This window comes from Hymenobacter sp. UYAg731, from assembly GCF_054061335.1.
This window is the reverse complement of the sequence record NZ_JBSSEC010000004.1, coordinates 315,676-329,707: the sequence shown is the minus strand read 5'-3', so window position 1 is coordinate 329,707 and position 14,032 is coordinate 315,676. Positions and strand designations below refer to the sequence as shown.

12 protein-coding genes and 1 pseudogene are annotated in these 14,032 nt (G+C 59.5%); 10 read left to right on the top strand and 3 right to left on the bottom strand.

The genetic code is table 11. From position 1 onward, the window contains the following. The first annotated feature begins 23 nt into the window (after positions 1-23). The 4 genes and pseudogenes from ACVWYF_RS13425 (at position 24) to ACVWYF_RS13410 (ending at position 4,118) form a co-directional block, all read left to right on the top strand. Entirely contained in the window at positions 24-959 is a 936-nt protein-coding gene (locus ACVWYF_RS13425; RefSeq protein ID WP_457068779.1) for a glycosyltransferase family 2 protein, read from the top strand. Positions 960-968: 9 nt separating this feature from the next. Beyond that, the gene (locus tag ACVWYF_RS13420; RefSeq protein WP_457068777.1) at positions 969-1,862 is read left to right on the top strand and encodes a methionyl-tRNA formyltransferase; all 894 of its coding nucleotides are present in this window, start codon (positions 969-971) and stop codon (positions 1,860-1,862) included. Between the two features lie 41 nt (positions 1,863-1,903). Next, positions 1,904-3,039 (top strand): annotated as a pseudogene (rffA, locus tag ACVWYF_RS13415) (dTDP-4-amino-4,6-dideoxygalactose transaminase). A gap of 8 nt (positions 3,040-3,047) precedes the next feature. Beyond that, positions 3,048-4,118, top strand: a complete 1,071-nt coding sequence (locus ACVWYF_RS13410; RefSeq protein ID WP_457068775.1) for a glycosyltransferase family 4 protein — start codon at positions 3,048-3,050, stop codon at positions 4,116-4,118. Positions 4,119-4,126: 8 nt separating this feature from the next. On the opposite strand, the gene ACVWYF_RS13405 is transcribed toward ACVWYF_RS13410, so the two are convergent. Beyond that, the gene (locus tag ACVWYF_RS13405; RefSeq protein WP_457068773.1) at positions 4,127-5,488 is read right to left on the bottom strand and encodes a hypothetical protein; all 1,362 of its coding nucleotides are present in this window, start codon (positions 5,486-5,488) and stop codon (positions 4,127-4,129) included. 10 nt (positions 5,489-5,498) lie between these two features. Further along, positions 5,499-6,752 (bottom strand): tol-pal system protein YbgF, encoded by a 1,254-nt coding sequence (locus ACVWYF_RS13400; protein WP_457068771.1) that lies wholly within the window; start codon positions 6,750-6,752, stop codon positions 5,499-5,501. A 120-nt stretch (positions 6,753-6,872) separates the two neighbouring features. On the opposite strand from ACVWYF_RS13400, the gene ACVWYF_RS13395 reads away from it, so the two are divergent. The 5 genes from ACVWYF_RS13395 (at position 6,873) to obgE (ending at position 12,915) form a co-directional block, all read left to right on the top strand. After that, positions 6,873-7,787, top strand: a complete 915-nt coding sequence (locus ACVWYF_RS13395) for a M20/M25/M40 family metallo-hydrolase (RefSeq protein ID WP_457068769.1) — start codon at positions 6,873-6,875, stop codon at positions 7,785-7,787. A gap of 257 nt (positions 7,788-8,044) precedes the next feature. Then, positions 8,045-10,309 carry a sodium-translocating pyrophosphatase gene (locus ACVWYF_RS13390; RefSeq protein WP_457068767.1) on the top strand — a complete coding sequence of 755 codons (2,265 nt, stop codon included), beginning with the start codon at positions 8,045-8,047 and terminating at the stop codon, positions 10,307-10,309. 227 nt (positions 10,310-10,536) lie between these two features. After that, positions 10,537-11,076, top strand: coding sequence for a phosphoribosyltransferase (locus ACVWYF_RS13385; RefSeq protein WP_457068765.1), 540 nt, complete (start codon positions 10,537-10,539; stop codon positions 11,074-11,076). A 75-nt stretch (positions 11,077-11,151) separates the two neighbouring features. After that, on the top strand, positions 11,152-11,775 hold the full coding sequence (locus ACVWYF_RS13380) for an adenylate kinase (RefSeq protein ID WP_457068763.1): 624 nt from the start codon (positions 11,152-11,154) through the stop codon (positions 11,773-11,775). Between the two features lie 150 nt (positions 11,776-11,925). Then, positions 11,926-12,915, top strand: a complete 990-nt coding sequence (gene obgE / locus ACVWYF_RS13375) for a GTPase ObgE (RefSeq protein ID WP_457068761.1) — start codon at positions 11,926-11,928, stop codon at positions 12,913-12,915. Here obgE and ACVWYF_RS13370 read toward each other — a convergent pair. Continuing rightward, complete coding sequence (locus ACVWYF_RS13370; protein WP_457068759.1) at positions 12,912-13,235, bottom strand: hypothetical protein; 324 nt, start codon at positions 13,233-13,235, stop codon at positions 12,912-12,914. The genes obgE and ACVWYF_RS13370 overlap by 4 nt on opposite strands. A 154-nt stretch (positions 13,236-13,389) precedes the next feature. Here ACVWYF_RS13370 and ACVWYF_RS13365 point away from each other — a divergent pair, with 154 nt between their 5' ends. Continuing rightward, complete coding sequence (locus ACVWYF_RS13365; RefSeq protein ID WP_457068757.1) at positions 13,390-13,962, top strand: nucleotide exchange factor GrpE; 573 nt, start codon at positions 13,390-13,392, stop codon at positions 13,960-13,962. Positions 13,963-14,032: the final 70 nt, after the last annotated feature.

Below are 14,032 nucleotides of genomic sequence, written 5' to 3'. Positions count from 1 at the left end.
GTTCTATTTAAGCCCTGCTGCCCATGTCTGCCGTTGCCCCTCTGCTGCTTTCCGTCGTGAGTCCGGTGTACCGGGCCGATGTGCTGGTGGCCGAACTGGTGCAGCGGCTGATGCAAGCACTGGAACCGCTGACGGTGGATTTTGAAATTATCCTAGTCGATGACCGCAGTCCCGACGAGTCCTGGCTGCGGATTCAGGCCGAAGTGGCCCGCGACCCGCGCGTGCGCGGCCTGCGCTTGAGCCGTAACTTCGGCCAGCACCAGGCCATCACGGCCGGGCTCGACCGCTGCCGGGGCGAGTGGGTGGTGGTGATGGACTGCGACCTGCAGGACCGCCCCGAGGAAATTCCGGCCCTGCTGGCCCGCGCCCGGCAGGGCTACGACCTGGTGCTGGCCCAGCGCACCAACCGCCAGGACTCGTGGAGCAAAAAGCTGCTCTCCCGCGCCTTTTACCGCGTGCTTACTTACCTCACCGAAACGCCACAGGACCCCACGGTGGCCAATTTCGGCATCTACCACCGCAAGGTGATTGCGGCCGTGCTGGCCATGCGCGAAAGCATTCAGTACTTCCCCACCATGGTGCGCTGGGTGGGTTTCCGGTTGGCCTACCTGCCGGTGCAGCACGCCGGCCGCGCCGCCGGCCGCAGTAGCTACAGTCTGAGCCGCCGTCTGAACCAGGCCCTGGAGGTCATCATGGCCAATTCCGATAAGCCCCTGCGCCTCACTGTGAAGCTGGGCCTGCTGCTATCGGGCGGGGCCTTCCTGTTTGTGCCCATCACGCTGGTGCGCTACTGGGTGGGCCAGATTTACCAACCGGGCTACGCCAGCCTCATTATTTCCATCTGGTTTTTCTCGGGACTGCTGCTGTCGGTGCTTGGCATGGTGGGCCTGTACGTGGGCAAAACCTTCGAGCAGGTGAAAAACCGCCCGCTCTACATCGTCGACGAAGAAACCCGTTAACTCAGGCTGATGGCGACCAAGAACCCAACCCCGGGCCTGACCCTGTTCCTGATGACCGAAAAGGGCTACCGCGTGCTTCAGCACATCGTGGCTCATCTCGATATTTCGGTGGTCGCCTTGGTGGTAGGCGCGCCCGACCCCGGCCTAGTCCAGGATTTTTTTGCCGAAATCCGAGGCCTGTGCGCGCGGGCCGGCATCCCGTTTCAGGGACGTGATGCGCCGCGTGCTGTGCCCACCGCTTACGCGCTGGCCGTGTCGTGGCGCTGGCTGATTGCCGATGCGGGCACGCTCATCGTGCTGCACGATAGTCTGCTACCGCGCTATCGTGGCTTTGCGCCATTGGTAAACTGTCTGATTAATGGCGAAACCACGATTGGGGTGACCGCCCTGTACGCCACTGCTGACTTTGACCAAGGACCGATACTCGGTCAGGCAGCGCGCCCGGTGCAGTACCCGCTACGCATCAGCGATGCCATTCAGTTGGCCGTGGAATGCTATCTGGAACTGGTAACTCAACTCTGGCCCGGCCTCCGGGCGGGCCAACTCATACCCGGTACGCCCCAGCGGGAAGCCGATGCCTCGTATAGCCTCTGGCGCGACGAGCAGGATTACCGCATCGACTGGCGGGCTGATAGCACTGTAATTAGCCGGTTGGTGGATGCGTTGGGCTGGCCTTACCCAGGAGCCAGCACGCTGCTCAACGGCCAGCTGCACCGGGTTCTGGCCGCAATGCCTGAACCTGATGTGCGGATTGAGAACCGCACGCCGGGCAAAGTGCTTTTTGTGCGCGCCGGGCAGCCCGTGGTGGTGTGCGGCACCGGCCTGCTCCGCCTCACGGCCCTGCGCACCAGCGCGGGTGCCGAGGGCCTGCCGCTGGCCCGGTTCCGGTCGCGCTTCGAGTAAGGCCGGGCCGGGCCGTACCTTTGCTGGCCCTACTGCCGCGCATGCATCCCCTTATTCCCTTCAACAAACCGTATTTTTCCGGCCACGAAACCCGCTACATCGAGCAAGCGGTGCGCTCCGGCAAGATTTCCGGCGATGGGCTGTTTACCCAGCGGGTGCATCAGTTTTTTGAAGAGCAGCTGGGCTTTCGCAAAGTCCTCCTCACCACGTCCTGCACCGATGCGCTGGAAATGGCCGCGCTGCTGCTCAACATCGGCCCCGGTGATGAGGTGATTATGCCGTCCTTCACCTTCGTGAGCACCGCCAATGCCTTCGTGCTGCGCGGTGCCACCGTGGTGTTTGCCGATAGCACCGCCCTCAACCCCAATCTCGACGCGGCCGCCCTCGAAAGCCTAGTGACCCCCGCACCCGCGTCATCGTGCCGGTGCATTACGCCGGCATTGCCTGCGACATGGATGCCATCCAAGCCGTGGCGGCCCGCCACCAGCTGGCCGTGGTGGAGGATGCCGCCCACGCCATCGACAGCTACTACCGGGGCCGGGCGCTGGGCACGCTGGGCACGCTGGGAGCCTTTTCTTTCCACGAAACCAAGAACATTATTTCGGGCGAAGGCGGAATGCTGGCCATCAACGACGAGCGGCTGGCGGCCCGGGCCGAAGTCATTCGGGAAAAAGGCACCACCCGCACCGCCTTCTACCGGGGCGAAGTGGACAAGTACGGTTGGGTCGATTTGGGCTCGTCGTTCCTGCCTTCCGACATTATTGCCGCATACCTGTGGGCGCAGCTTGAGAACCTGGCCGATATTCAGCAGCAGCGCCGCGCCATCTGGCAGCGCTACTTCACGGCGCTGGCCCCGTTGCAACAACTGGGCATTGGCCTGCCGGTACTGCCCGATTTTGCTACCAACAACGGGCACTTGTTCTACCTCGTATGCCGCAGCCTGACGGAACGCACGGCGCTGCTGGCGCACCTTAAACAACGCGGCATCTGGGCCGTATTTCACTACCTGCCCCTGCACCAAAGCCCGTACTACGCGGCCCGGCACGACGGCCGCACCCTGCCCTGGGCCGAACATTACGCCGACCATCTCGTCCGCCTGCCCTTGTTCTACGAACTTTCCGACGCCGACCAGCGCCGCATCACCGATGAGGTCTTGGGCTTTTATCAGACGTATTAATTTCCTGTATGCGCATTTTATTTCTCGTGCCCTACCCGCCCGGTCGGGCACCATCGCAGCGTTTTCGCTTCGAGCAGTACCTGGATGTCCTAACGGCGGCCGGGCATACCTACCACCTGGCCCCGTTCATCTCGGTAGCCACTTGGAATATTCTGTATCAGCCGGGCCGGGCCGGTGCGAAGGCGTTGGGCATTCTGGGCGGTTTTGCCCGGCGGCTGGCCCTGCTGTTCCGCGTGCCGAAATATGATTTTGTTTTCGTGCATCGCGAAGCCGCACCCGTGGGGCCGCCGGTGTTCGAGTGGATTATCAGCAAAGTGCTGGGTAAAAAGCTTATCTACGACTTCGACGATGCCATCTGGCTGGCCAATACTTCCGAAGCCAACAAAATAGCCGCCGGCGTGAAGTGGCACCACAAGGTGGCCGACATCTGCCGCTGGGCCTACAAAAACAGCTGTGGTAATGCCTATCTGGCCAATTATACCCGGCAATTCAACCCCCGCGCCGTGGTCAACCCCACCACCATCGACACGGTAAACCTGCATAACCAGGTGCGTGACCAGGCCGCGCCCGGCCGCCTCGTCATCGGCTGGACCGGCACGCACTCCACCCTGAAATATCTCGACCAGGTGGTGCCCGTGCTGGCCAGGCTGGAAGCCGAGGGACTGGACTTTGAATTCCGCGTAATCTCCAACCAGCCCCCGGCCTTCCCACTGAAATCCCTGGTGTACCTGCCCTGGCGCAAAGACACCGAAATAGCCGACCTGCTGGGCTTCCATGTGGGCCTGATGCCGCTGGAGGATGACCTCTGGGCTAAAGGCAAATGTGCTTTCAAAGCCTTGCAATACATGGCTTTAGGGGTGCCCGCGCTGGTGTCGCCGGTCGGGATGAATACCGAAGTGGTGCAGCACGGCCACAACGGTTTCGTGTGCGCCACGCCCGCCGAGTGGGAAGCCAGCCTGCGCCAGCTGCTGGCCGATGCCAGCCTGCGCCAGCAACTGGGCACGGCCGCCCGGGCCACCATCGAGCAACGCTACTCGGTGCGGGCCAATACCCCCAACTTCCTGAATCTGTTCAGCTAAGCCCAGGCCTAAGCACCTGCCAGGCGGGGCACCCCGGCCACACGCCGCTGCCCGGACCGGGCAGCAGCCTGCGGCACCGTGATGCTTTGGAGGATATACAAGCCGCTGAGGTAGAAGGGCATAAGTGGGATTTTGTAGCGCACCAGCGTTCCAAAGTTGCCGCTCGAAATTCCCACGGAAATAGCAAAAATCAGGCTGAACACAAAGCACAGGGTGAGCACGGGCACACTGCCTATCGCGCCGATGGTTTTGAAGAGCCCCACGCGCCAGAAGATGCGCACCGTGAGCAGGATAAAGTACGTGGCTTCCAGAGCTGACAGCAGCATGGTCGGGTTGCGGGCTTCCCACAGGAAGGGCCGGAACAGAGACACGATGATGGCCTGAGGAGCCAGCTTAGCCATGCCGCCCAAAGTACCATCCTGGACACCAATATTATAGCCGGAGCCCTGCTCTGTTTGACTAACCTTCTGCAGGTAATCGGCAGTGAGCTTGCTTTGCTCGCCGATTTTGTCCAGGTTAAAGCGCGCATCAGCGGCGGCCAATTGCGACATGGCAAATAAGGCCACCATTGCTCCCACGCCCAGGAACAAGGGCTTGGCTACCCACCGCACTGCCGCGCTCTTAATGCCGCGCGTGTTCTCATTGAACACCCACAGCAATGCTGGCGGCATAAAGGCCAGCAGAATATACGTTTTCATCGACAGGATAACCGCGCCCATCATCACGCCCAGCACCAGGCAGCGAATAACATTCTTCCGCTCGATGGCTCCGCGATAAAAGCAGTAGAAAAGCCAGCCCAATGCCCCCAGGCACAGGGAATCCTTCAACAGCCCGGAACCCCAGAAAAACACGGAAGGCAGGAAGAAAACGGCAATGGCCAATTCCTTATACACCTGCGGTCGAATCTTGGCAAACGTCATGTACATCACCCACATACCGCTGAAAGTAGCCACTGCAAACAGCACTGCGATAACCGTATAGGTATCAAAGCTGAGCAGGGCAAACACGGCGGCTACCCGAATCACAAAATACTCGTTGCTGCCGTGGCCGAACCAGTACAACTGGCTGGTATACTTTGCAATAGCTGGCGTTACATCACCGGAAGTGGTAACCAGCTCCAGGCCCGCCGCAAAGGAGTCGCCGAACGCATGGTAAACGATGCCAGCCTGTTTGAAGTAGTTGTTGGTATCGCCACTATAGAGCGTATGATAAAGGATGCCAAGGGCAATAGCACCAACGATTTTAACCGTTAAGGCGGGGATAAAATACTTTTTGGTGTACACGTTCGTCACCGAACCGCGGACCCCATAAGCAATGCCATATATAAGGGCCAGATAAAGCGGGGTAATATATAAATCCTTTAGCTCCATAATGCGCGGGCTAAGCTTTGGGGTTCTTTTTCAACCACGTCTTGGCCTCTTTATATTGTTCCGATTTGTGGTCGGCTTTGTCGGCTACCACGTCATAGTAGCGCTTGGCTGCGGCCAGGTCCTTGTCCTTCACCGCGATGCGGGCCAGGTTGGCATTGGCAAACAAATAAAACCCGCCGGAAGTGTCACCCGTGCTTTCGGCAAATACGATGCACCGCTGGTAGTAGTCCTTGGCCTTGGCGATGTCGCGGTAGCGATTTTGCATCAGGTAGCCCAGAAAGTAGCTGGCGTAGCGCCCGCTGATGCCTTCGTAGCCCGGCATTCCTTTGTTGAGCTTATCCAGGATTTCGCGGCTCACCCGCTCACAGTCCGTGAATTCGCCCTGGTCGTAGGCCAGCAGGGCATAAAATCGCTGAAAATAGCCGTTGTCGGGAAACCGGTTGGCCAAGTATTTGGCTACGGGTATGGCTTCCTCGGCGTTGTTCTCCTCGTTTTTGAGAATGCCCATGAGGAATACCCGCGCCTCGGTGGCAGTGTAAAAACCGTTGGCGGCCACGCTGCGCAATTGTTCCAAACCCAGCTTTTTATCGCCTTTCGGGAAGAAGAGCAATACGGGTTTGAGCAGCGGGTAATTGTCCGGAATCCAGACGGCGTAGTAGTTAAATAGCGCTTGTCCAAACTGGAATTCCGGACTCAGGCCGTTGGCTTCCTGGCTCTTCTTTAGGAAGTTGAGCGAACGGCGCGCTCCTACGGTAGCTTTGCGCCAGTCGTGCCGCTCGGCGTGCAGGCGGGCATCGAAGCCGTAGGCGGCCGAAAGGAAAAAGCTGGCTTCGTAGTTGTGATTATCTGCGTCGTAGAGTGCCTGGGCCTTGGTGATGGCCGTGTCCATGTACGCGAAGAAAGGCTTGTCGTACTGTGAGCTCTGGAAGTTGGTGGGGCGAATTTTCCACCAGGTACTTAGCCCCAGCATAAAATACGCCATGGGGTGGTTTGGGTAGCGGCGGCGCAGCGAGCGGAACTGCTTTTCGGCTTTATCGAACTTGAAATTGTAAATATTATCGACTGCGCCATCCAACTCGGTCTGAATATCCTTATCCAGCAGCAGCCAGCCTTTGGTATCAATGGCCGAGGGCAACACGCCCACCGAATCGAGCGCCACCGTCTTCATCGGGGGCGGGGTGCGAATTGTATCCAGGGTTTGGGCCCTGCCCAGCAATGGCAGCATGAGCAACCCCAGGCAGACACAAAACAGCGAACGCAGCATAGAAAGAGAGTAGAGAGCAATCCCAAACCGTTGTTCTGCCTGCACGGATGGGAAGGTACAGGAAACGGGCCTGCTAAAGTACGGAGTTTGCCCTAGCTTTGGCCGTACTTCCCCTTGCTTATGCACCTGCTCCACTCGCTTTGCCGCCTGCCGGCCCCCGCCGGCAACGAAGCCGCGCTCACCCAATTTGTCCTCGGCTATGTCCGGCAGCAGCAGGGCACCTGGCTGCACCAGCCCCAGATTATCGCCGATGAGCGGTTTCAGGACTGCGTTCTGCTGGTGTTCGGGCAGCCGCGCACGGCCGTTTTTGCTCACCTCGACAGCATCGGTTTCACGGTACGCTACGGCCGGCAACTGGTGCGAATTGGTGGCCCGCAGGCCGAAGCGGGGTACCGCCTGGTAGGAAAGGATTCGCAAGGAGAAGTAGACTGTACATTAACCGTTGACGAAGAAACCGGGGAACTGGGCTACGCGTTCCACCGCGACATTGACCGGGGCACCGAACTCACGTTCTACTGCGACTTCCGCGAAACGGCCACCACCGTGCAAAGCTGCTACCTCGACAACCGCCTCGGCGTCTGGAATGCCCTGCGCCTGTGCGAAACCCTGGAGCACGGCATCATCGGCTTCTCGTGTTGGGAAGAGCACGGCGGCGGTTCGGTGGCCTACCTCGCCAAATACATCTACGAGACCTACGGCGTGCGCCAGGCCCTGATTTCTGACATCACCTGGGTCACCGAGGGCGTGCATGCCGGCCAGGGCTGCGCCATCTCGCTGCGTGATTCGCTCATTCCACGCCGGGCCTACGTCGACCGCATCCGGGCCATTGCCATTGATTCGGGCATTCCCCACCAATTGGAGGTAGAAGGCAGCGGCGGCTCCGACGCCAAGGAACTGCAGCACGCCGCCGCGCCCTGGGACTGGTGCTTTATCGGCGCGCCCGAAGACCATGTGCATTCGCCCGATGAGCTGGTCGACAAGCGTGACATTGCCAGTATGCTGGCCCTGTATCAGGCACTGATGCAGAAACTATAGCCGGACGCTGGTTATGGCGCAGAAGCTGCCCCGGCAGCGGAGCGAAAATTGGATGGAAAGGCCTGATTTGAGGAATTCAAATCAGGCCTTTTTGCGTGCGGCCGGAGGGCTGGCCCACCAGCATCTGGCAGGCCGCAGGAACCCGGCAAGGTGCTTTTACTAAAGGCATTAATCGAAAAGGTTGTATTCGATAGTATTTCCGCTATTTTGCGAACCGAAAACCGCTCAACTCACATTTTCCCACCCATTCACTTTTTATGACCCCATACCTCTACGCCGTGCCCGCCTTGGGCGTTTTTGCCTTGCTCTATACCTGGCTGCGCGCCGGTTGGGTAACGAAGCAGGACGCCGGCGATGCCCGCATGACGACCATTGCCGGCTACATTGCCGACGGGGCCATTGCCTTCCTTAAGGCCGAATACAAAGTATTGGCCCTGTTTGGGCTCATCGCCGGGGCCTTCCTCTTCTACCTGGGCAGCACGAGTGGCAATTCCAGCCCCATTATCGTCATCGCGTTTCTGATTGGGGGGGTGTTCTCGGCACTGGCCGGCTTCATTGGGATGAAAATTGCCACTAAAGCCAACGTGCGCACCGCGCAGGCCGCCAAAACCAGCCTCAGCACCGCGCTCAACGTGTCGTTCTCGGGTGGCTCGGTGATGGGCATGGGCGTGGCCGGGCTGGCCGTACTGGGCCTGGGCTCGTTGTTTATCGTGTTCTATAAGCTGTTCGTGCCCAGCGGCCTTGCCAATGGCATGGAGATGGAAAAAGCCCTCGAAGTCCTCACCGGCTTCTCGCTGGGGGCCGAAAGCATTGCGCTGTTTGCCCGCGTAGGCGGCGGTATCTACACCAAAGCGGCCGACGTAGGGGCCGACCTCGTGGGCAAAGTCGAAGCCGGCATTCCGGAAGACGACCCCCGCAACCCCGCCACCATCGCCGATAACGTGGGCGACAACGTGGGCGACGTGGCCGGCATGGGTGCCGACCTTTTCGGGTCCTACGTGGCGACCATTCTGGCTACCATGGTGCTGGGCCGCGAAGTAACCGTGACCAATGACCAGTTCGGCGGCCTGTCGCCCATCTTCCTGCCAATGGCCATTGCGGGCATGGGCATTATCGCCTCGCTCATAGGCATCCTCTGCGTGCGGGTGAAGGAGGGCGGCAACGTACAAGGTGCCCTGAATACTGGCAATTACATCTCGGTAGCCATATCGGCAGCCGGTGCCTACGGCCTCATCATGTGGATTTTGCCATCCGGCACGTTTACCATTCGCGGTATCAGTTTCGATGCCATGCACGTTTTTTATGCCGTGCTGGTGGGCCTCGTAGTGGGTACGTTGATGAGCATCATTACCGAATATTACACGGCCATGGGCAAGCGCCCGGTCAATAGCATCATCCAGCAAAGCAGCACGGGCCACGCCACTACCGTCATCGGCGGACTGGCCGTGGGCATGGAGTCCACGGTACTGCCTATTCTGGTGCTGGCGGCCGGCATCGTGCTCAGCTACGAGGCGGCCGGCCTATACGGCGTGGCCATTGCGGCGGCTGGCATGATGGCCACCACCGCCATGCAGCTGGCCATCGACGCCTTCGGCCCCATTGCCGACAACGCCGGCGGCATTGCCGAAATGTGCGAGCTGCCCAAGGAAGTACGCGAGCGCACCGACATTCTGGATGCCGTGGGCAACACCACTGCCGCCACCGGTAAGGGCTTCGCCATTGCCTCGGCTGCGCTCACGTCGCTGGCCCTGTTCGCCGCCTTTATGGGCACGGCCAACATCACGTCCATCGACATCAGCAAAGCGCCGGTGCTGGCCGGCGTGTTCATCGGAGCCATGATTCCGTTCATCTTCTCCTCGCTGGCCATTGCCGCCGTGGGCCGGGCCGCCATGGCCATGGTGCAGGAAGTACGCCGCCAGTTCCGCGAAATTCCGGGCATTATGGAAGGCACCGGCCGGCCCGAGTACGAAAAGTGCGTGGCCATCTCAACCCAGGCCGCTATTCGGGAGATGATTTTGCCCGGAGCTATTGCCTTGCTCACGCCCATCATTGTGGGCTTTGGCTGCCGGGGCTTGTTCTCGAATGCGTCTTCGCCCGAGGTGCTGGGCGGCCTGCTGGCCGGCGTCACGGTGAGCGGCGTGCTCATGGCCATGTTCCAGAGCAACGCCGGCGGGGCTTGGGACAACGCCAAGAAGTCCTTCGAGAAAGGCGTGATGGTGAACGGCGTGATGCAATACAAAGGCTCCGATGCCCACAAAGCTTCGGTAACGGGTGATACCGTCGGCGACCCGTTCAAGGACACTTCCGGCCCGAGCATGAACATCCTCATCAAGCTGATGAGCATCGTGTCGCTGGTCATTGCGCCCCACATTGCCGAAAAAGGCGGTGAGCGCGGCATGGCCCCGGTGCAGCTGGAAAAGGAGCGCATCGAAGCCGCTGTCCAGCCCCACGTTCGCTATGCCGAAGCCTTTGCGCCAGCCGCATTCCGCGTGATTTATACGGTCTTACACGAAGTGCGGTAGGAGAGGGCCAGTATTCGCCTCAACCGAACAAGCTTTCTGCATCCTGATTGCTAATAATTAAAAGCCGCGATAATTGTCGCGGCTTTTTTATGCTTTCCATATTTTTCCTGATGCCCGCGCAAAGCCGGCTTCATCTATCCGCAAGAGTAAGGGCCAGGGGGTAGGGTGAACGCCGAGGCCGATTCCGTGAGTAGCTTTGCACCCTCATTACACCCTTCCCGCGCCGCATGGGCCATCCTCACATCACCATCCACAACAAGGAATTTCGGCCGTATCTGTCGGCTGCTCAGCTGGATGAAGTCGTGACCGGCCTGGCCGCTCGCCTCAGTGCCGACTACGCCGGGCAGAAGCCCTTGTTTGTGGTCGTGCTCACCGGCGGGTTCATGTTTGCTGCTGATTTGATGAAGCGCTTCGTGGGAGAATGTGAAATTGTCTTCATCCGCGTGGCCTCTTATGAGGGTACCGGCAGTACCGGCGTGGTGCAGGAAATTCTGGGCCTGCGCGAAGAAGTGCAGGACCGCCACCTCATCATTGTGGAAGACATTGTGGACACGGGCACCACCATGCACCACCTCATGCCCACGCTGCTGGAAAAAGGCCCGGCTTCGGTCGAGATTGCGGCGCTGTTTTTCAAGCCCGCCAGCCTGCGGCACAACCTGTCGGTGCGCTACGTGGCCCGGGAAATCCCCAACGACTTTGTGGTCGGCTACGGCCTTGACTACGACGGCCTGGGCCGCAACCTGCCCGATGTGTACGTTGCCGTATAGCAACGTTTCTGGTAACGATTGAGTAACTTGCCCAAACCCACCTAAATCATCTCCCTCGCGCAACGCGTCTTCTACATGTTGAATATCGTGCTGTTCGGCCCCCCCGGTGCCGGCAAAGGAACCCAGAGCCAGAAACTCATCACCCACTACAACCTCGTGCATCTGAGCACCGGCGACCTGCTGCGTGCCCAGATTGCGCAAGGTACTGAGCTGGGCCTCACCGCTAAAAAGCTGATGGACGAAGGCCTGCTCGTGCCCGATGCCGTGGTAATCGGTATGATTGGCAGCGCCCTGGAAACCAACCCTCAGGCTGGCGGCTTCATCTTCGACGGGTTCCCGCGCACCGTGGCCCAGGCCGAAAGCCTCGACCAGCTCATGGCCTCGCACAACACCCACATCGGCTGCATGATTGCGCTGGAAGTGCAGGAAGAGGAATTGGTAAAGCGCCTGTTGGAGCGTGGCAAAACCAGCAACCGCTCCGACGACCAAGACGAAACCAAAATCCGCCGCCGCGTAACGGTGTACAACACCGAAACCGCCCAGGTAGCGGGCTACTACGCCGCCCAGCAGAAATTCCACGCCCTCAACGGCATCGGCCCGATTGACGGTATTTTCGGCCAAATCTGCGGGCTGATTGACCTGCACCAGGCCGCTAAGCCCGAAACCCCGGCCGAGGCGACCAAAGAAGTAAAGGCGTAACTTTACGTTTTAATACGACTGTCATCCTGAGCGTAGCGAAGGACCTTATCACGCTTGCACGGTTTAGCGTTACTGCAAATCGTTCGACCATGATAAGGTCCTTCGCTACGCTCAGGATGACCGTTTTTTTACCTTAATACCCCAATTCCCGTGGCCTCCAATAACTTCATCGACTACGTCAAACTCATCTGCCGCTCGGGCAAAGGCGGTGCCGGCTCGCACCACTTTTTCCGGGCCAAGGGCCTGCCCAACGGCGGCCCCGATGGCGGCGACGGCGGCCGCGGCGGCCACATCATCCTCGAAGGCAACTCGCAGCTCTGGACGCTGTTGCACCTGCAATACCAGCGCCACGTATTCGCCAAAGATGGCGAGGGCGGGGGCGAAAACCTGCGCAGCGGCGCGCAAGGGGCCGATATCGTGCTGCAAGTGCCCCTCGGCACCGTGGCCCGCGACCCCGACGGCCCCCAGATTCTGGAAATCACGGAGCACGGGCAGCGGCTGGTGCTGGTGCCTGGCGGGCGCGGCGGCTGGGGCAACGACCACTTCAAGAACTCCATCAACCAGGCCCCCGAGTACGCGCAGCCCGGCGAGCCGGCCATCGAGGCCATCATCATTCTGGAGCTCAAGCTGCTGGCCGACGTGGGCCTCGTGGGCTTCCCCAACGCCGGCAAGAGCACGTTGCTCTCCGTGGTGAGTGCCGCTAAGCCCAAGATTGCCGATTATGCCTTCACCACCCTCGTGCCCAACCTAGGCGTGGTGGCCTACCGCGACTACAAATCCTTCGTGATGGCCGACATTCCCGGCATCATCGAGGGCGCGGCCGACGGCAAGGGCCTGGGCACCCGCTTCCTGCGCCACATCGAGCGCAACTCCATGCTGCTCTTCATGATAAGCTGCGACTCGCCCGATATTGAGGCCGAATACAAGGTGCTAATCGGCGAGCTGGAGCAGTTTAACCCCGACCTGCTGGATAAGAAGCGCCTGCTGGCCATCACCAAATCCGACATGATTGACGAGGAGCTGGAGGCCGAAATCCGCCAGACGCTCCCGGCCGAGGTGCCCGCCATCTTCATTTCCAGCCTCACGAATAAGAATATCACGCCGCTGAAGGACATGATTTGGAAGGCGTTGCACGATTAACTCTGTGGGCCAACATTGAGTCCAGTAGATGAATACTCATTAAGGTCGGCATCATCAGGTAACTGACCTATCGTTATATAAATCATAAAATCCGCATTGCAGTGGATGCGCATATCATCATCAACAGGTCTTAAACGCTCCTCCCATTCTGGGTCAAGCTGAATAGATGCCGTAGTATTTGGTGGAAAACAGACGGCTGGACCCTCCGTTCCCGGAACGACAAATCCGGTTCGCGGCTGCCATTCTTCTTCCCCATCGGGTTTATCTATGGTAAAAACAATGCCCAACGGGTGATTCAATAATTCCTGAAATGTGGTCATCAGCGGCGTGAAATGTGTTAAACGTGTGCTAAAATTAATACTGATTACCAGTGCCACTATGGCAGCCCGCGCCCCTTTGGCAAGTGAATTGCGCCCGTAGCCTGACTAACCGGCTAACCCCGTGAAAAACCCCTTTCGACGAATATTTCCGCAAATGGCTAACGAGAACAACCTTCCCGAGGACGACAACCTGACCGCCGACCCCACCCACGTAGCTGGCGAAATGGCCGACGGCGAGAGCATCGACCTGGACATGACCGCCACCGGCGCACCCCAGCCCGAAGCCTCGCGCACCGATGCCGAGCTGGCCGAAATTAAAGACAAATACCTGCGCCTCGCCGCCGAGTTTGAGAACTACAAGCGCCGCACCAGCAAGGAGCGCATCGACTTGTTCAAAACCGCTAACCAAGAGTTGATGGTGGCTATGCTGCCCGTGCTCGACGACTTTGAGCGCGCCCGCACTGCCACCGCCACCACCGACGATGCCGGGGCCGTGCGCGATGCCATCGATATTATTCAGGGCAAGCTGAACAAAACCCTGCAACAAAAGGGTTTGACCGTCATGGAAGCCAAGGGGGGCGACTTCGATGCGGAACTGCATGAGGCCATCACCCAGATTCCCGCACCGAGCGACGACCTGAAAGGGAAAATCGTGGATGTGGTGGAGCAAGGGTATTATTTGGGCGATAAGGTGATTCGGCACGCCAAAGTGGTACTGGGGCAGTAATTTCAGGGTTTGAATTTAGAACAGTGAATAAAGACGGTCATGCTGAGCGAAGTCGAAGCATCTCTACCGC